Annotated in this window: 12 protein-coding genes; 3 read left to right on the top strand and 9 right to left on the bottom strand. The window is 45.7% G+C overall.

The features are described from left to right. Position 1: 1 nt before the first annotated feature. Entirely contained in the window at positions 2-1,276 is a 1,275-nt protein-coding gene (locus J4N44_RS08235) for a TolC family outer membrane protein (protein ID WP_005445923.1), read from the bottom strand. Between the two features lie 444 nt (positions 1,277-1,720). On the opposite strand from J4N44_RS08235, the gene J4N44_RS08230 reads away from it, so the two are divergent. Both J4N44_RS08230 and J4N44_RS08225 read left to right on the top strand, forming a co-directional pair. Then, positions 1,721-8,890, top strand: a complete 7,170-nt coding sequence (locus J4N44_RS08230) for a Calx-beta domain-containing protein (protein ID WP_252044181.1) — start codon at positions 1,721-1,723, stop codon at positions 8,888-8,890. Position 8,891: 1 nt separating this feature from the next. After that, positions 8,892-10,157 (top strand): calcium-binding protein, encoded by a 1,266-nt coding sequence (locus J4N44_RS08225; RefSeq protein WP_252044180.1) that lies wholly within the window; start codon positions 8,892-8,894, stop codon positions 10,155-10,157. A 50-nt stretch (positions 10,158-10,207) separates the two neighbouring features. Here J4N44_RS08225 and J4N44_RS08220 read toward each other — a convergent pair whose 3' ends face one another. Together J4N44_RS08220 and J4N44_RS08215 are read right to left on the bottom strand one after the other, a co-directional pair. Next, a complete protein-coding gene (locus J4N44_RS08220; protein ID WP_252044179.1) occupies positions 10,208-11,401 on the bottom strand; it encodes a class I SAM-dependent methyltransferase in 1,194 nt (397 codons plus the stop codon). Positions 11,402-11,587: 186 nt separating this feature from the next. Next, positions 11,588-12,991 carry a methyl-accepting chemotaxis protein gene (locus J4N44_RS08215; protein WP_005446771.1) on the bottom strand — a complete coding sequence of 468 codons (1,404 nt, stop codon included), beginning with the start codon at positions 12,989-12,991 and terminating at the stop codon, positions 11,588-11,590. Positions 12,992-13,081: 90 nt separating this feature from the next. Between J4N44_RS08215 and yccX the strand changes: the two genes are divergently transcribed. Further along, positions 13,082-13,354: an acylphosphatase gene (yccX, locus tag J4N44_RS08210; protein WP_005446772.1), complete on the top strand. Its 273-nt coding sequence runs from the start codon at positions 13,082-13,084 to the stop codon at positions 13,352-13,354. Positions 13,355-13,427: 73 nt separating this feature from the next. On the opposite strand, the gene J4N44_RS08205 is transcribed toward yccX, so the two are convergent. The 6 genes from J4N44_RS08205 to J4N44_RS08180 form a co-directional block, all read right to left on the bottom strand. Further along, the gene (locus tag J4N44_RS08205) at positions 13,428-13,757 is read right to left on the bottom strand and encodes a TusE/DsrC/DsvC family sulfur relay protein (protein ID WP_005446773.1); all 330 of its coding nucleotides are present in this window, start codon (positions 13,755-13,757) and stop codon (positions 13,428-13,430) included. Between the two features lie 354 nt (positions 13,758-14,111). Beyond that, on the bottom strand, positions 14,112-14,774 hold the full coding sequence (locus tag J4N44_RS08200) for a Bax inhibitor-1/YccA family protein (protein ID WP_005446774.1): 663 nt from the start codon (positions 14,772-14,774) through the stop codon (positions 14,112-14,114). A gap of 354 nt (positions 14,775-15,128) precedes the next feature. Continuing rightward, a complete protein-coding gene (locus J4N44_RS08195) occupies positions 15,129-15,878 on the bottom strand; it encodes an amino acid ABC transporter ATP-binding protein (RefSeq protein WP_005443945.1) in 750 nt (249 codons plus the stop codon). Positions 15,879-15,901: 23 nt separating this feature from the next. Further along, on the bottom strand, positions 15,902-16,999 hold the full coding sequence (locus J4N44_RS08190) for an amino acid ABC transporter permease (RefSeq protein ID WP_005443946.1): 1,098 nt from the start codon (positions 16,997-16,999) through the stop codon (positions 15,902-15,904). Between the two features lies 1 nt (position 17,000). After that, on the bottom strand, positions 17,001-18,206 hold the full coding sequence (locus J4N44_RS08185) for an amino acid ABC transporter permease (protein ID WP_005446776.1): 1,206 nt from the start codon (positions 18,204-18,206) through the stop codon (positions 17,001-17,003). 80 nt (positions 18,207-18,286) lie between these two features. Continuing rightward, positions 18,287-19,315 (bottom strand): amino acid ABC transporter substrate-binding protein, encoded by a 1,029-nt coding sequence (locus J4N44_RS08180; RefSeq protein ID WP_005446777.1) that lies wholly within the window; start codon positions 19,313-19,315, stop codon positions 18,287-18,289. Positions 19,316-19,701: the final 386 nt, after the last annotated feature.

Here is a 19,701-nt window from a genome sequence, read left to right as displayed (position 1 = left end):
ATTAATACTCCACTTTCTCTAGCCACTCTCGTGGTATATCGATACGCAAAGAGTTAAGCAGTTGACCGGTTGCGTTCATTACGCGGTATTTTGCGTATTGCTCGGCATATTTGGCATCCAAGTAGTCCTTACGTGCTTCAAACAGCTCATTTTCTGTGTTGAGCAAATCGAGTAGGGTACGCTTACCAATACGATATTGTTTCTCGTAGGCAATGACTGTTTTTGCGGCTGAATCTACGTGATCGGATAGGAACTCTTTTTGTTGCAGCGTAAGATCCAATGCGCTCCAAGACAGCCTTAAACCTTCTTCAACATTTTGATATGCACCTTCACGAAGGTCTTTTGCTTTATTGAGTTGGTAAGCGAAGTTTTCAGAGTTCGCTGCGTCGCTACCACCGTTGTAAAGGTTATAACGCAATCTGAGCATAGCCAGTGTTTCGTCGCTTCTGCCTTTTAGACCGTCCGCATCATCACGCCAAGTCTGAGAAGCTTCAATTGAGATGGTTGGGTAGTTAACGCCCTTAGATTGTTTGTACTGGAACTTTGCGGAATCCACATCAGCCAACGCGACTTGGATGACTGGGTGGACTTCAAATGCTAATCCGATTGCTTCGTCCACGGTGTAAGGAAGGAAGTTTTCATCGGCACGTGGAAAGATCAAACCTTGTGGTGTTTGACCCACTAAACGAGTGAACATGGTATGAGAATCGAAAAGGTTGTTCTGTGCAGCCGCTAAGTTACCGTGCGCTTTCGCTAAACGAGCTTCAACTTGCGTTAAATCGGCAGTCGATCCAATCCCAGAATTTACGCGCTTTTTAATATCTGCGTAAATTTTCTTATGCACTGCAAGGTTGTTCTCTGACAGCGTTAATATTTCGTACGCTTTCACTGAGTCTAAATAAACTCTGGTTACTTCTAACGCGGTGTCTGAAGCGTCAGCGAGTAGTTGAAACCTTACCGATTCAGCATCTGCTGCAGTTCGGTCCATATCATTCAGTGTTGCGCTGCCATCCCATATGAGCTGGGTTAAAGTGATGGATGCTTCCTTTCGTGTTAAATCTGTATCTCCACGGCTAACTTCTTCAGCGGGGTCAATCCCTTCATAACCAATACCCGCATCCAAATCGATAGACGGCAGATAAGCACCGGACGACGCTTCGTTGATGTATTTACGACTGTTGAACTCGTTAAACGCACTCTTGATGTCTGGGTTGTTCTTTAACGTGAGCGCGACAGCCTGCTCTAAAGTTTGACCGAAAACGGGTGACGCAATCATAAAACTACAGCAGCAAGCTATTTTAAGTCGATTCCATTTCACGGTGGCTCTCCTAGAAAAATCGTATTGTTTTTTGTTATTTCATCTCATTAATGAGACGAAACATCACAAATAACAGCTTATTGTCGATAAATTTATCAACATCCTGTTAACCCTAGGCTTTTGTTTAGAAAATCCAGTGTTCCGCCTAATAAAACTTTAGCACATATGAGCGATGTTGCTCATTTGCCTGCTAGTTCATATCAGAAGAAAAGCGTGAATTCTTAATATCATAGCGCTCTACAACATGTTTTAGCTTTCAAGTTGAATGAGCCCCGCCCCTTGAGTTCATCCGTACTCAACCGCTTCCACTTACAACGAAAACGTAATGATTTTGACTAAACTATAGTCGTATTTGTTGGGGTGACAAACTTTTGACGACTGGAAAGTCGGGTGAGGTGATTTATGGATCGAGCAGCCTTCGGCTCGCTTGCGAGCAATATCGTGGTGATAGGGATTGATGGGGAAATTAAAACGTTAGAGCCCGACCAATTGCCGGCGCCAGGAGAATTGATTATTACCGAAGTATCCGATACTTCGCAGCTTAACTTCGAGCAAGTCGCGCCTGATGGCAGCTCGATAAATGTCTCCGATGATATCACGGCTCTTATAGAGGCGATCGCGGCAGGGGCTGACCCAGCGCAAGTTGAAGGTGATTTTGAGCCAGCTGCGGGTGAGAGCGATGGTTCGAGCCCACAGTCAACCGGAGCGATAGATAGAACAGGGGCAGAATCCCTCGCTAGCACAGATTTTGAAACGGTTGGCACGCTGATACCTCTTTCACAAAGCCAAGAACTGTCGTTACTAGAGTTTGTTAATCAAGAAGCCATCATTCCCGCACAAGTGATCATTCAGGATATATCGAGTCCGACCATCAGTGAGGGCGACCCAGCCATTTTTGACATCACTCTCGATCAACCCACACAGCAAGAGACTGAGGTGACTTTATCCCTTAGTGATAATTCTGCGACAGGGGGAGCTGATTACGACAACTCGGTTATTACTATTACTTTTGAAGATGGAAGTACGGATCAAATAAATGTCGGAGAAGATGGGACGTTTTCTGTTTCAATCCCCATTGGAGATGAGTCGTTCGTAATCACGGTGGATACGATTGATGACGACGTATTTGAAGGAAACGAAACTTTCACGTTAAGCGGTGGTACGGAGAACCAACCGGAACCCGTTACAGGTGTGGCAACAATAACAGATGATGGCACTGGTCCGGGTGAAGAGCCTGATGACGATCGACCGACCGTTGCTTCTGTAAGCGATACAACCGTAAACGAGGGTGAGGAAGCTGTGCTTGAGGTAACGCTTAGCAACCCGAGTACGTCAGAAACGACGGTGAACATGACGTTATCTGATGGAACTGCGGAGGGTGGATTAGATTACACAAACACTTCCGTCACTATTACGTTCGAGGATAACAGCACTCAGATTGTTAATGTAAACCCAGACGGTAGTTTTGCTGTCACTGTCCCTGCGAATGAGGTTAGTTACAATGTCACGATAAATACAATAGACGATGATTTGTTTGAAGGAACGGAGACGTTTACGTTATCGGGCTCAACAGAGAATCAAAATGGCACAACGTCAGGAACGGGAACCATCGTTGATGACGGTTCTGGTCCCGGTCCCAATCCGGATGACGATAGACCGACAGTTGCATCTATTAGTGATACTACGGTTAATGAGGGCGATTTAGCCATATTAGATGTGACGCTTAGTAACCTAAGTACGACCGATACTGTGGTCAGTATGAATCTGGCTGATGGTAGCGCTGAAGGTGGAATAGATTACACCAACACGTCTGCTACGATTACTTTCGAAGACAACAGCACTCAAGTCGTAAACATCAATCCAGATGGTAGCTTTGATGTATCCGTGCCAGCGAATAATATAAGCTACAGTGTCACTATTAGTACGACTGATGACGACCTCTTTGAAGGCTCAGAAACATTTACTTTGTCTGGAAACACTGGCAATCAAGCGATTCCTCAAATGGGAACAGGGACCATTATTGATGATGGTACTGGCCCGGGACCTGACCCTGATGACGACCGTCCAACCGTATCTATCAGTGACGCTGGCACAATTAACGAAGGTGACACTGCCAACTTCATTGTCTCGTTAACTAACGCTTCTGAAGCTCCAGTGGAAGTACAGCTCGACCTTAACCTTGGTGATACCGAAGCCGGCGACCTCGGTACTCTTGAGTACAACACTGGCTCTGGTTGGGTTGCCGTCCCTGTAGATGGCGTAGTGACCGTACCAGCAGGCTTAACTGAGTTCGATGTACGAATCGCATCGATTGATGACGAAGTCTACGAAGGTCCTGAAAACTTCACGGTAGACGTGACCGGTCTCGGCCCTGTCCAAGGTACCGATACTGGTACTGCAACCATTGTTGATGATGGTACGGGTCCTGACCCAGATCCGGACGACGACCGTCCAACCGTATCTATCAGTGATGCTGGAACGATTAACGAAGGTGACACCGCCAACTTCGTTGTATCACTGACCAATGCTTCTGAAGCCCCAGTTGAGGTGCAACTCGACCTTAACCTCGGTGACACCGAAGCCGGTGACCTTGGTACCCTTGAATACAACACTGGCTCAGGATGGGTAGCCGTTCCTGTTAATGGTGTGGTGAGTGTTCCTGCTGGTATCACTCAGTTCGATGTTCGAATCGCATCGATTGATGATGAAGTCTACGAAGGTCCGGAGAACTTCACCGTAGACGTAACAGGTCTTGGTCCTGTTCAAGGTTCCGATACGGGTACAGCAACCATCGTTGATGATGGTACAGGTCCTGATCCCGATCCAGATGATGACCGTCCAACCGTATTTATCAGTGATGCAGGCACGATCAACGAAGGTGACACTTCTAACTTTGTTGTCTCGCTGACCAATGCATCTGAAGCGCCAGTTGAAGTTCAACTTGATCTTAACCTCGGCGACACCGAAGCTGGCGATTTAGGCACACTAGAGTACAACACTGGCTCTGGTTGGGTTGCCGTCCCTGTCGATGGCGTAGTGACTGTATCAGCAGGGTTAACTGAGTTTGATGTTCGAATCGCATCGATTGATGATGAAGTTTACGAAGGTCCGGAAAACTTCACGGTAGACGTAACGGGTCTTGGTCCTGTCCAAGGTACTGACACGGGCACAGCCACTATCGTCGATGATGGTACGGGGCCAGAGCCTGAGCCAGATGATGACCGTCCGACGGTATCTATTAGTGATGCTGGTACGATTAACGAAGGCGATACCGCCAACTTTGTTGTATCACTGACCAATGCTTCTGAAGCCCCAGTCGAAGTACAACTCGACCTTAACCTTGGTGATACCGAAGCCGGCGACCTTGGCACTCTTGAATACAACACCGGCTCAGGTTGGGTTGCCGTTCCTGTTAATGGTGTAGTGACTGTACCAGCAGGCTTAACTCAGTTCGATGTTCGAATTGCTTCGATTGATGATGAAGTTTATGAAGGTCCAGAGAATTTCACGGTAGACGTGACTGGTTTAGGTCCTGTCCAAGGTACTGACACAGGTACTGCAACCATCGTCGATGATGGTACGGGGCCTGACCCCGATCCGGATGATGACCGTCCGACGGTATCTATCAGTGACGCTGGCACGATTAACGAAGGTGACACCGCCAATTTCGTTGTATCTCTGACCAATGCTTCTGAAGCCCCAGTAGAAGTGCAACTCGACCTTAACCTCGGTGATACCGAAGCAGGTGACCTTGGCACTCTCGAATACAACACTGGCTCAGGTTGGGTTGCCGTCCCTGTTGGTGGTGTAGTAAGTGTTCCTGCAGGCTTAACTGAGTTCGATGTGCGAATCACTTCGATAGATGATGAAGTCTATGAAGGTCCAGAGAACTTCACCGTAGACGTGACCGGGCTTGGTCCTGTCCAAGGTACTGACACGGGCACAGCCACTATCGTCGATGACGGTACGGGACCTGGTCCAGATCCGGATGACGATCGCCCGGGCGTTACTATTAGTGATGCTGGTGTCATCAATGAGGGTGATACGGCTAATTTTGTTGTTACTTTGGCGAATGTTTCTGAAGATGATGTTCAAGTCGAGCTAAGTCTCAACCTTGGCGATACCGAAGCAGGTGACCTCGGTACTCTTGAGTACAACACCGGTTCAGGTTGGGTAGCCGTCCCTGTAGATGGCGTAGTGACTGTACCAGCAGGCTTAACTGAGTTCGATGTTCGAATCGCTTCGATTGATGATGAAGTCTATGAAGGTCCAGAGAACTTCACCGTAGACGTAACAGGTCTTGGTCCTGTCCAAGGTACTGACACGGGCACAGCCACTATCGTCGATGATGGTACGGGGCCAGAGCCAGAGCCAGATGATGACCGTCCGACGGTATCTATCAGTGACGCTGGCACAATTAACGAAGGTGACACCGCTAACTTTGTTGTCTCGCTGACCAATGCATCTGAATCCCCAGTGGAAGTTCAACTGGATCTTAATCTCGGTGATACCGAAGCAGATGACCTCGGTACTCTTGAGTACAATACCGGCTCAGGTTGGGTCGCTGTACCTATTGATGGTGTGGTGACTGTACCAGCAGGTTTAACTCAGTTCGATGTTCGAATTGCTTCGATTGACGATGAAGTCTACGAAGGTCCTGAAAACTTCACGGTAGACGTAACTGGTTTAGGTCCTGTGCAAGGTTCCGACACGGGTACAGCAACCATCGTCGATGACGGTACGGGGCCTGACCCCGATCCGGATGATGACCGTCCAACGGTATCTATTAGTGATGCTGGTACGATTAACGAGGGCGATACCGCCAATTTCGTTGTCTCATTATCTAATGCATCAGAAGCTCCAGTGGAGGTTCAGCTCGACCTTAACCTTGGTGATACCGAAGTGGGCGACCTCGGTACTCTTGAGTACAACACGGGCTCAGGATGGGTTGCAGTGCCTGTCGATGGCATAGTAAGCGTTCCTGCTGGTATGACTCAGTTCGATGTACGAATCGCTTCGATTGATGACGAAATTTATGAAGGCCCAGAGAACTTCACGGTAGATATTACCGGTCTTGGCCCTGTTCAAGGCGCTGATACGGGTACCGCAACTATTGTTGACGATGGTACGGGTCCTGATCCCGATCCGGACGACGACCGTCCAACGGTATCTATTAGTGATGCAGGCACAATTAACGAAGGCGATACCGCCAACTTTGTTGTATCTCTGACCAATGCATCAGAAGCCCCAGTAGAAGTGCAACTCGACCTTAACCTCGGTGATACCGAAGCAGGTGACCTTGGTACTCTCGAATACAACACTGGCTCAGGTTGGGTTGCCGTCCCTGTTAATGGTGTGGTGAGTGTACCAGCAGGCTTAACTGAGTTCGATGTTCGAATCGCATCGATTGATGATGAAGTCTACGAAGGTCCGGAGAACTTCACCGTAGACGTAACAGGTCTTGGTCCTGTTCAAGGTTCCGATACGGGTACAGCAACCATCGTTGATGACGGTACGGGACCTGGTCCAGATCCAGATGATGACCGTCCGACGGTATCTATTAGTGATGCTGGCACGATTAACGAAGGCGATACCGCCAACTTTGTTGTCTCGCTCACTAATGCATCAGAAGCCCCAGTAGAAGTGCAACTCGACCTTAACCTTGGCGATACCGAAGCAGGTGACCTCGGTACTCTTGAGTACAACACCGGTTTAGGTTGGGTAGCCGTCCCTGTAGATGGCGTAGTGACTGTACCAGCAGGCTTAACTGAGTTCGATGTTCGAATCGCTTCGATTGATGATGAAGTCTATGAAGGTCCAGAGAACTTCACCGTAGACGTAACAGGTCTTGGTCCTGTTCAAGGTTCCGATACGGGTACAGCAACCATCGTTGATGACGGTACGGGACCTGGTCCAGATCCAGATGATGACCGTCCGACGGTATCTATTAGTGATGCTGGCACGATTAACGAAGGCGATACCGCCAACTTTGTTGTCTCGCTCACTAATGCATCAGAAGCCCCAGTAGAAGTGCAACTCGACCTTAACCTTGGCGATACCGAAGCAGGTGACCTCGGTACTCTTGAGTACAACACCGGTTTAGGTTGGGTAGCCGTCCCTGTAGATGGCGTAGTGACTGTACCAGCAGGCTTAACTGAGTTCGATGTTCGAATCGCTTCGATTGATGATGAAGTCTATGAAGGTCCAGAGAACTTCACCGTAGACGTAACAGGTCTTGGTCCTGTTCAAGGTTCCGATACGGGTACAGCAACCATCGTTGATGACGGTACGGGACCTGGTCCAGATCCAGATGATGACCGTCCGACGGTATCTATTAGTGATGCTGGCACGATTAATGAAGGCGATACCGCCAACTTCGTTGTATCACTGACCAATGCTTCTGAATCCCCGGTTGAGGTTCAACTCGACCTTAACCTTGGTGACACCGAAGTGGGTGACCTCGGCACTCTTGAATACAACACTGGCTCAGGATGGGTTGCAGTGCCTGTCGATGGCATAGTAAGCGTTCCTGCTGGTATGACTCAGTTCGATGTACGAATCGCTTCGATTGATGACGAAATTTATGAAGGCCCAGAGAACTTCACGGTAGATGTGACCGGTCTCGGCCCTGTCCAAGGTACCGATACGGGTACTGCAACCATCGTCGATGATGGTACGGGACCGGGACCTGATCCAGATGATGATAGACCTACGGTAACCTCAATCACCAATACAATGGTGAATGAAGGTGAACTAGCAACTTTAGATGTAACATTAAGTAACTTAAGTACGACAGATACCATCGTGAATATGTCCTTAGATGATGGTAGTGCAACCGGAGGTGTCGATTACAACGACACTACAGTGACCATAACTTACGAGGACAATTCCACAGAAGTCGTCGCAGTAAACCTTGATGGCTCATTTTCGGTTAATGTGCCTGCATTTGATTCATCATTTAGCATAACGATGAACACGATAAATGATGATATCTACGAAGGGAATGAAGTATTCACGCTATCTGGTGCGACATCGACCCAATCCCAGCCAGCGGTAGGTACAGTCACCATTCATGATGAAGCAGATAAACCTGTTGTTTCTGATATTACGAATGTTGAAGTGTTTGAAGGTAACGACGCGACATTCAACGTTACGTTAAGTAATGCGAGCACTGTTGCGGTTTTGGTTAGCATATCGCTACTCGATGGTACGGCGTTAGCTGGTGATGACTTTAATGCATCCTCGGTAACAATCACTTATGCAGATAACACAACAGAAGTCGTCAATGTAAACCTTGATGGCACGTTTGATGTATCGGTCCCAGCGAATGACACAACGTTTAGCGTAACGGTTAATACGGTTGAAGACCAAATCTACGAGCAAACTGAAAGCTTTACATTGACGGGAGAAATCCAAGGTCAAAATTCAGCCGCATCAGGCTTGGGGACAATTCTTGATGATGACAATACTCCACCGACGGTTGAAGACTTCAATATTATTATTGATTTAAATGACCCAGGTGAAGATGCATTGATTGATTTCGGTCCTTACGCACAGGATTTCGAAAGATGATTTGGACCCTTTAGATGATAAAGAAACCAGTATCTGTATTACAACTTTGCCAGAGTATGGTTATCTCTATTATTTTGATGATCAGAATAATGAAGTTGTACTTGAAATAGGTGATGTCATTCCTGAGTCAACCGAAGTGAGATACGCGCTTACGGAAGACTTCTTCGATGAGCAAAGTTTCGATTCGCAAGACTTGTTGGATGAGTTTGATAAGGACTTTATTGCCGACTCCGTTGATGTGAATGGTTTGAGCTTCTTTGGTGGGACCATTGATAACAATGGAGACTTTATCAATAACGCTCAAATCAAAGTGGACTTTGCCAATCAACAAGTTGGTTTAGTTGTTGTTTCTCCAGGAGAAACTGGACAAGGTGATGAGATTAGCACCAGTGAGTTTATTGCTATTGAATTAGATGAGGGTCTTGAAGCCGAAGAGGCTAGATTGGATCTCGCAAGCTTGAATGACCAGTTCAACAATGGTGCGGCTTGGATTAATGTCTACTTCTACTCAGAAGGGGTTCTAACCGAGACTCAAGTGATCGAGACCTCAGATATTGTCTTTACCGGAAACCAAGAAGGTTTTGCTAACATTGCCATTAGTAGCGGTAGTTTCGATGAAATACGTTTGTTCCCTGAAACTAACAGCTCTAGTGACAAAGCCAGCTTCACCTTAGTCGGAACTCAAATCACCAGTTTCAACAATGTGAATGATTCATTTGACTATAAAGCAATCGATTCAGATGGTTTAACAAGTGCTGACACGGCAACAGTTGATATCGATTTTTCCAATGTGTCTGTCGATGCTGTTGAAGCGTTGGGTATGCAAGTTGCTGCGCTACAGGTCAACACCATTGAAGGTACGGTTCAGGATGATACATTGATTGGTACTGATGGTAATGACGTTCTAATTGGCGGACTAGGAGACGACGAATTAACCGGTAATGGAGGAAACGACGTCTTCAAATGGACAGAAATGGACACCGCAACTGATACTGTGACTGATTTTAAGAGTGGTGACTCTTTAGATTTTACGGATTTGTTTGATGACGTGAGCGAGAATGATATTTCTGTTCTATTAGATGACTTGAGTTCTGGCGACTATGCAGGAGAAGTCGATGACATCTCTGTGACAGTAACAGAAGATGGTGGTAACTCCACTTTAACTATCAATAAAGACGGTCAGCAGTTAGATATCAACTTCGATGGCGCATCGGCTGCAGATATTGCCAACAGTATCATTACTAATCTTGAGCAATTGAGAGAATAAAAAAACGGAGCGAAAGCTCCGTTTTCTTTTGAATCTAAAATAGCCAGCGATTAAAGGACCTTACACGCAAAGCCTTTTAGGTAGAAACCTTCTGGGTAAGCGGTATCAGTAGGGTGATCCGCTGCTTGTTCGAAACGTTCCACAAATTTTACTTGGCGATTTGCATCTACTGCGGCATCGGCAATAATTTTTTGGAACAGAACTTGGTCCATCAGACCAGAACAAGAATAGGTAAGTAGCGTGCCACCAGGGTTTAGAATTTGCATGGCCAACATGTTGATGTCCTTGTAGCCACGACACGCGCCATTTAGTTGTGCTTTGCTTTCAGCAAATTTCGGTGGATCCATGATAACAACGTCGAACTTCGTACCTTGGTCACGGTATTCACGTAGCAGTTTGAACACATCGGCGTTTAGGAATACAGCACGTTTCTTAGAGATATCAAACTCATTCAGCTCTGCATTGAATTTTGCTGTGTCGAGAGCAGGTTGTGATACATCGGCGTTAATAACACGTTTTGCGCCACCTTTTAGCGCGTACAGACCAAAACCACCTGTGTACGAGAAACAGTTGAGAACTTCTTTATCTTTCACGTACTTCATCGCTTTTTGACGGCTATCACGTTGGTCTAAGTAGAAACCAGTTTTATGACCACCAACGATATCTACGCTGATCTTCACGCCGTTTTCTTCAATTACCACTGATTTTGGTGGCTCTTCACCGTGCAATACGCCGGTTGTTTCTTTAAGACCTTCTTTCTTACGTACCGCGACGTCAGAACGCTCGTAAACGTTACAACCAGGGAAACACTCAACTAACGCATCAACAATAGCTTGTTTGTTGTATTCTGCACCTGCACTTAGAAGCTGACACACAAAGAAGTTTTGGTAACGGTCGATCGTAACACCTGGCATACCATCAGACTCTGCTGCGATAAGGCGGTAGCCAGTAAGACCGTCGCGGTCGATAACGTCTTCACGAAGAAGCTGAGCGTTGTTGAAGCGCTTAACGAAGAATGCTTTGTTGATCTCTTCTTTTTCAAAGCTCCAAATACGAGCACGAATTTGAGAAGCTGGAGAATATGCCGCTTTAGCTAGCCATTTCCCGTCGTGAGTAAATACATCAACGGTTTCGCCAAGAGCAGGTTCGCCCTCAACTTTACTGATGCCTCGAGAGAAGATCCATGGGTGCTTACGCTTAACCGATTTCTCACGACCTTTAACCAAATAGATAGCAGCTGTCATTTCTTTAGCTCTTGTTGAATTTTGAAAGGGGCGTATTGTCCGGGATGTTGCCCGCAAAAGCAATATCCATCGACAATCCAATCATTTGTAGAGGCTTTAATTATAAACTTGTGAGTGGAATAACGGACGGGTTTTCCAGGCGCAAAAAAGGGCCACCGAAGTGACCCTAGCTATTAGTGTATGTGATTAAGCTTTCAAGCCAGTCAGCAGTGATTCCATAGTGTCACTTTGGGCACGAAGCTGCTCGACATTCTGAGATGTGGTGCTGATCATCGTACACACATTGTTAGCTTGAATGCGGATCTCTTCAACACTCGATGCAATGTTGTCAGCCACTACGCCTTGTTCTTCAGCTGCCGTAGCGATTTGAACACTGCTGTCAGAAATAGTTTGGTTCTTGTCTGCAAGTGAGCCAATCTCTTGATTCACTTCGGCCATTAGAGTTTGACCTTCATTCGCATTGTGAACTGTTACTTCCATCAACTTAGTCAGTGATTGACTGTTACGTTGTAGCGCTTCAATCATTGCTTGAATTTCGACGGTTGCTTGTTGAGTCCTGCCAGCAAGAGCACGAACTTCGTCGGCTACGACCGCGAAACCACGGCCTTGTTCACCAGCACGCGCCGCTTCAATGGCTGCGTTAAGCGCAAGAAGGTTCGTTTGTTCAGAGATACCGTTGATGGTTGTTACCACTTCATCAATCTGCGCTGCGTTTGCATCTAACTCTTCTACCGCTTGAGATGCTGATTGGATCTCGGTGGAAAGGTTAGAGATAGAGTGAAGCGTGTTTTCCACTTTCACCTGACCTGATTGAGCGACGCTGCGAGCATCATCAGTTTGAGTGCTTGAGTCATGAGCCAGTGTTGCTACTTCGCGAATGGTTGATGCCATTTCCTCTGTTGCGCTTGCCAGCGAATTCAAGTGCTCTTGTTGCGTGTTAGAGATTTCAGAACTGTTTTGAATAGATAGGTTTAGATCTGAGCTGATTTGCTGCATAAGCGCCACAGACTCCTGAATCGACTGAACCATCTTTTGTTCACGATCGGCAACTTTATCGATCGTAATAGCAATCTCACTAAACTCGTCACGAACAGGGAAAAAGTTCATACGAGCAGTTAAATCACCGTTTGCCAATGTGTTTAGTGCTTTGTTCATTGTGAACATCGCACCACCGATGAACGTCATGATGTAGTAAACGCCCATTGCAATGATAAACAGAGTGATAAGAATAATGCTTACTTGCGTTGTAGATAGTGCTGTCCATAGCGACTGTTCGTGGTTAGCAACGAGACTAAAAGCCCCATTCATAACAGAAACAGCTTCTGGACCTGTACCGAAAGCAATCGTATCTGAACTTGAGATCAGGCTAGCAACTTGAGATTGCGAGAGATTACCTGCCTCGATAAGACCTTTCATTAACATCAACTCTTCCTGATATAAGTCAGTAATAAGTGAGTCTGCGGCACTGTTCAAAACGAGAGTTAGGATGACTAATGCGATGAGAGGGAGCAAGAAGAGTAGGTAGAACTTTTCTTGAATCTTTAAATGGATGAGATATTTGTCAATCCAACGGAAAGGAATTTCTTTCATAATTATTATAACCATATAAAAACCCACTATCCTTAGTGGGGTAAATAGACGGAAATAATATATCACTCAAATTTAGGGAGCGGTATACGGATGGTACTAAAGTGTGAGAAGTTTCTGATAGTAGGTCACGTACAAGGTGTAGGATTTCGATACCACACATCACATCAAGGCTTGAAACTGGGTTTAACCGGGTACGCGAAGAACTTAAATAATGGGGATGTTGAGGTAATTGCCTGTGGCACCGATGAACAAATCGCGGCGTTTTCTAAGTGGTTGGAAGATGGTCCGCGGACGGCAACGGTTGACAGTGTCACTCAAGAGAGTGTGTCTTATAAGCCTTTCCGCGGATTTAAGATCTTATAGCTCCAAGCGCAGTAACTCGATAAGCAACAGCTTTACACGCTGGGCTTGTCGACGTGGCGTTGAGGCGGGCGGTTTATAAGCATTTAGCAGGTTTTGGCAGACCAGCTAGCTTAGTCGCTTGCTTTGCGGGACCTTTCTTGAAAAGTTTGAACAGATACTTGCTGTTTCCTTTCTCTGGACCATGCGCTTTTTCCATCGCTTTAACCAGCATTCTTACAGCTGGTGATGTGTTGAACTCTTCATAGAAATCACGCACGAAGTGAACCACTTCCAAATGCGCCTCTGTCAGTTCAATTTCTTCTTCTTTTGCTAGAAGCTCAATCATGCCTTCTTCCCACTGTGTGTGGTCAAGTAGGTAGCCTTGAGCATCAGTTTCAATTTCTTTGCCGTTATAAACGAACATAGCTCTATTTCCGCTAAGTAACCATTGATAAGTATAGGGTAGCGTAGAGGCTGGCTTGTGCTCAACAAAAGAATCTGTTGAGTCGACTGAGCGAATTAAATTCATACGATTCAACATATTAAACTGTGGGCGATAATCGTTAAGCTTACACCTTTTGATTTATGCAATAAAATGTAAACCTATGCAGGTTGTTAGAAAATTCTCGGGGTGAGTATTTCTATTTTTGCATGAGTATTCAATTTGTTGTTTGAAGGGGCGGTGTAAAAAGGAAGGTAACATCCACAAGGTAAGGTGCAAAGAAAAAGCCCGAAGTACAACTTCGGGCTTTTTGGAGCTTCAATTCAATCTGACGGTTTAGTCGTCGTTCATGATACCTAGAATGCTTAGTAGGCTGATGAAGATGTTGTAGATTGAAACATACAGCGTAATTGTCGCAGAGATGTAGTTTGTTTCGCCGCCACGGATGATGCCTTGAGTAGTCATCAGGATTGCCATGGTAGAGAAAACAATAAACAAGCTGCTCATTGCTAGGTGAAGGATAGTAGATTGGATGAAGATACTCGCAATCATACCCACAACTAGAACAACGAACAGTGACAGCATTAGACCACCCATCATAGATAGGTCACGCTTAGTTGTCAGTGCGTAAGCAGAAGCTGCCATGAATGACAGAGCAGTACCGCCAAGTGCTGTTAGCACAACGTCGCCCATGCCAGCACCGATGTACATGTTTAGAATTGGACCGATGGTGTAACCTAAGAAACCCGTAAATAGGAATGTAAATACAAGACCCATGCTGTTGTTACGGTTCTTTTCAGTCAGGAATAGTAGACCGTAGAAACCGACCAACATTAGGATGATACCTGGACGTGGTAGGTTAAACGCCATCGATACGCCAGCAACCAGTGCTGACCATAGTAGAGTCATAGAAAGTAGTGCATATGTATTACGCAATACTTTGTTGGTTTGTAGAGCACTCTCTTGAGTAGTAGTGCGAGAAAACATAGGACTGTTCATAATCTTCCTCTATAAGGGACTGTCTTATCTTTAATATATAGACATATATGGGCCCGATAGTTCAAAAAATCAAGCCCGCCACATGTACATCTAGAACAAAATAATAATAGAAATAATGTGTTATGTATGTGGCAACTTGTAACACAATATTACCGCCTTGCCTAGCGGAGAAAGGCTTATTATTCAAAGCTCTGAAGACCAGTTCACGCAGAATGTTGTAACGTTGCGCAAATTTACAACGCGTTGAATCAAATGGACTTTCGTAACATGGTCTGTTTGCCAGTATGAGAGTAAAGAAAAAGCGCTGATATTTAGTTCAGCGCTTTGTCGGTTATCTCGGTGTTCAGAATGCGTTTAATGGTGAAGAATCTGAGCCAAGAAGTTCTGTGTACGATCCGATTGCGGGTTCTCAAAGAAATCGACAGGATTGTTTTCTTCGATGATTTCCCCCGCGTCCATAAAGATGACTCGGTCGGCGACTTCTTTTGCAAAGCCCATCTCGTGCGTTACACATAGCATGGTCATGCCTTCTTCCGCCAGTTCTACCATTACGTCAAGTACTTCACGCACCATTTCTGGGTCCAGTGCAGAAGTTGGTTCATCAAACAGCATCACTTTAGGGCTCATACACAAAGAACGAGCAATGGCTACACGTTGCTGCTGACCACCGGAGAGCTGCCCCGGATACTTGTCCGCTTGATCGGGGATCTTAACGCGCTCTAAGTACTGCATTGCGATGGCTTCGGCTTCTTCTTTTGGCATTTTCTTCACCCAGATAGGGGCAAGCGTACAATTCTCCAAAACCGTTAGATGAGGGAAAAGGTTAAAGTGCTGGAAGCACATGCCCACTTCACGACGAACCGCCTCAATGTTTTTCAGGTCTTCTGTAAGTTCAGTACCCGACACATAGATGCTGCCAGCTTGATGCTCTTCCAGACGGTTGATACAGCGAATCATGGTCGATTTACCAGATCCGGATGGTCCACAGATGACGATTTTTTCGCCTTTCTTAACGTCTAGATTGATATTCTTTAGTACGTGAAACTCACCATACCACTTATTCATGTCCTTCAATTGGATCATATAATCTTGTTGTTGCGTCATAATACGTCCTTGATCTTGATGAGTTATCGTTTGTGACCGGTATGCAATTTGTTTTCAAGCCATATCGAGTAACGTGACATGCCAAAACAAAATACCCAAAACACTAACGCGACAAATACATAACTTTCTGTTGCGAAACCTAGCCATTCAGGGTCGGTATTCGCAGCTTGTCCAATGCCCAGTACGTCAAACATACCAATAATAAGCACAAGACTGGTGTCTTTAAAGAGACCGATAAAAGTGTTCACAATAGAAGGGATAGTGATCTTAAGCGCCTGTGGCAAAATGATCAGCCCCATCTTCTTCCAATAGGTAAGACCGAGAGCGTCTGCCGCTTCATATTGTCCTTTCGGGATCGCTTGCAAGCCACCACGTACCACCTCTGCCATGTAAGCCGCACTGAACATAACCACACCGATAAGTGCACGGATTAGCTTGTCAGTTTCTGAGCCTTGAGCCAAGAACAGAGGTAACATCACTGATGCCATGAACAGGACAGTAATGAGTGGGACACCACGCCACACTTCGATGTATACAGTACAGATACTGCGGATGATTGGCATATCTGAACGTCGACCCAGGGCAAGCGCAACACCGATTGGAAGGGAGACGACGATACCAACGAGTGCAATGATCAAGGTTACTAGTAGACCACCCCACTTGTGCGTTTCAACCACTTCAAGACCGAATACTCCACCATAAAGCAAGGCTGCAATAATGAATGGGTAAATGTTTACGAAGAACAACCAAATCCAAATGCGTTTTGGCGTTTTCTCATAAGCAAGTAGCACAGTAAAGATCGCCAATGTGATGTAGAACAGGCGAGGGCGCCAGAGTTCCGCTTCCGGATAGAAGCCATACATGAACTGTTCCCAACGGACGCTAATAAAGACCCAACATGCGCCTTCACGCGTACAGTCGTCTCTCGTTGTGCCAACCCAGTCTGCATTGATAAACGCCCAATCAACAATGTTCCAAAGAGCAGAAAATACGATATAAGCCAGAATCAACGTCACGATGGAGTTGATTGGTCCATTGAATAGATTTTTGCGTAGCCAACCTACGACACCAACAGTGTTTGCTGGCGGCGGGAGATCAGGCTGAAATTGATGTGTACTCATATTATCTCTCCACCAGCGCAACTTTACGGTTATACAAGTTCATTAACGCAGAAGTGATTAAACTCAACGTCAAGTAAACGCCCATGGTCATCGCGATAATTTCGATCGCTTGTCCAGTTTGGTTTAGCGTAGTTCCTGCGAACACAGAAACCAAATCTGGGTAACCAATCGCCATTGCCAGGGAAGAGTTCTTGGTTAGGTTCAGGTATTGGCTAGTAAGAGGAGGGATGATGATACGTAATGCCTGAGGGATCACGACCAGCTTCAGAGTTTTTGTGCGTGGTAAACCAAGCGACATTGCTGCTTCAGTTTGACCATGACTCACAGCGTTAATACCAGAGCGTACAATCTCTGCGATAAACGATGCAGTATAGACGCTTAACGCAAGTAGAAGTGCAGCCAGTTCAGGAATGATACTGATACCACCTCGGAAGTTAAAACCTTTTAATTCTGGGTACTGCAAAGAAATTGGCATGCCAGCAAGGAAGTAAACCACTAAAGGAAGCGCGATTACTAGGCCAAATACGATGCGACCCATCGGAGTTTGTTGACCTGTTAAACGTTGCTTGTTGTTCGCCCATACATTGATCAAAATGCTTGCGATGATACCTATGACTAGTGCCGCGACGACGAAGCTACTACCAGCCTCCATGACAGGTGCAGGGAAATACAGCCCGCGTACATTCAAAAAGATAGCTTCGCCAAGGCTCATACTTTGCCTTGGTGATGGTAGAGCTTGAAGAACCGCGAAATACCAGAAAAAGATTTGCAGAAGTAGTGGGATATTTCGGAAAGTTTCAATATATACCGCTGCTAATCGGCTCACCAACCAGTTTGATGAGAGACGAGCGATACCCATAACAAAACCAATAACAGTTGCTAGGACAATACCTAACACTGAAACCAGCGCCGTATTGAGTAGACCAACGACGAAAGTACGCCCATAAGAAAACGTTTCGTCGTATTCGATAAGAGTCAGACCAATACCAAAGCCTGCTTCTTGATTAAGAAAACCAAAACCTGTTGCGATACCACGGGCATCAAGGTTCGTCAGTGCATTATTAATGATTGTGTAAAAGAAAAATACCAGTGCAGCTACGGCAATGATCTGGAAAATAGCGGAACGAAAAGCTGGATTATAAATCAGGCTCTTACTTCCGCTTGGTTTGGACATCGTACTTGGCGATGTATCATTCGTCGGTTTCATACAGCGATAACCTCAAACCCTTATTTATAGATTCACTCACGAAAAAGGGCGGCATAAACCGCCCTGTGATAATCGTTGTATTAGCGGATTGGTGGTGCGTACATGAAACCGCCCGCATTCCAAAGTGCGTTCACACCACGAGAGATCTTCAGAGGCGAACCTGTACCAACCGTACGCTCAAAGCTTTCGCCGTAGTTACCAACTTGCTTGATCACTTGGTAGCCCCAATCGTCGCGAATGCCTAAACCTTTACCCTTCGGACCATCTACGCCAAGAATACGTTTGATGTTTGGATCTTTTGATTTCAACATCTCATCGGCATTTTTAGAGGTAATGCCGTATTCTTCTGCGTTCACCATCGCAAACAGAGTCCATTTCGCAATATTGAACCATTGATCGTCACCTTGACGTACAACAGGACCTAGAGGCTCTTTAGAGATGATTTCAGGAAGAACGTTAGCTGAAGAAGGGTCTTTCAAGTTCAGACGTAGCGCATACAAACCAGATTGGTCTGTCGTTAGTACGTCACAACGACCAGCATCAAAACCTTTAGAGGTTTGCGCTGCCGTATCAAATACTACAGGTTTATACGCCATACCTTGGTTACGGAAGTAGTCCGCAAGGTTAAGCTCGGTAGTGGTACCTGACTGCACACAGACTGATGCGCCATCAAGTTCTTTCGCACTTGAAACACCAAGATCTTTCTTAACCATGAAACCTTGACCGTCGTAATAGTTTACGCCAACAAAGTTCAGACCAAGAGCCGTATCACGGTGTAGAGTCCAGGTGGTGTTACGTGAAAGCACATCGATTTCACCCGATTGAAGCGCAGTGAATCGTTCTTTCGCGGTTAGGGGTACATATTTAACTTTTGTTTTATCCCCAAGAACGGCTGCAGCCAGTGCTTGGCAATATTCTACGTCGATACCTTCCCATTCACCTTTTGAGTTAGGGTTTGAGAAACCAGGTAGACCGGTACTTACGCCACAAGTAAGGAAGCCTTGTTTCGTGACTTTGTCCAGAGTAGTGTCTGCTGCTTGAGCTGAGGTAGCCATCATTGCAGTAGAAGCCGCTACGACGGAAGCAAGAACTGTTAGTTTGTTTGCCATTTGTATCCTTCCTGTATGATCCATGTTTAATCAGGAGCGACCTGATACAACGTGTCCAATTCGTTAGTGTTTTCGTCCTACATGATTGATTTTCGAAGAAACGGCAATCGCTAAATCAATCAGTTATAAGCGTAGGAAAGGATTTGCTAATTCTCAAATATATAATTTAAAAAGAGTTTTGGAGAGAAGTCACAAAGCGCCTTGCGATTTAGGATGACGAAATGTTAATTGTTTGTAAATAGTGCAACTAATTGTCAGATTGGTGCATCAGAACAATCGATAAAAGAGTGATTAAAACAGAAGGATAAAAGTTTGTTATTAAAAGTGTCATTAGTGTAGGGTGGCTATGTCAGCCGAAAATTTGAACAAAAATTATTTGTGAAGCC

Origin of the sequence: Vibrio sp. SCSIO 43155 (genome assembly GCF_023716605.1) — a bacterium.
Taxonomy (GTDB): Bacteria; Pseudomonadota; Gammaproteobacteria; order Enterobacterales; family Vibrionaceae; genus Vibrio; species Vibrio harveyi.
Note: the sequence above shows the minus strand (reverse complement) of the source record. Positions and strands in the feature narration are given on the sequence as shown.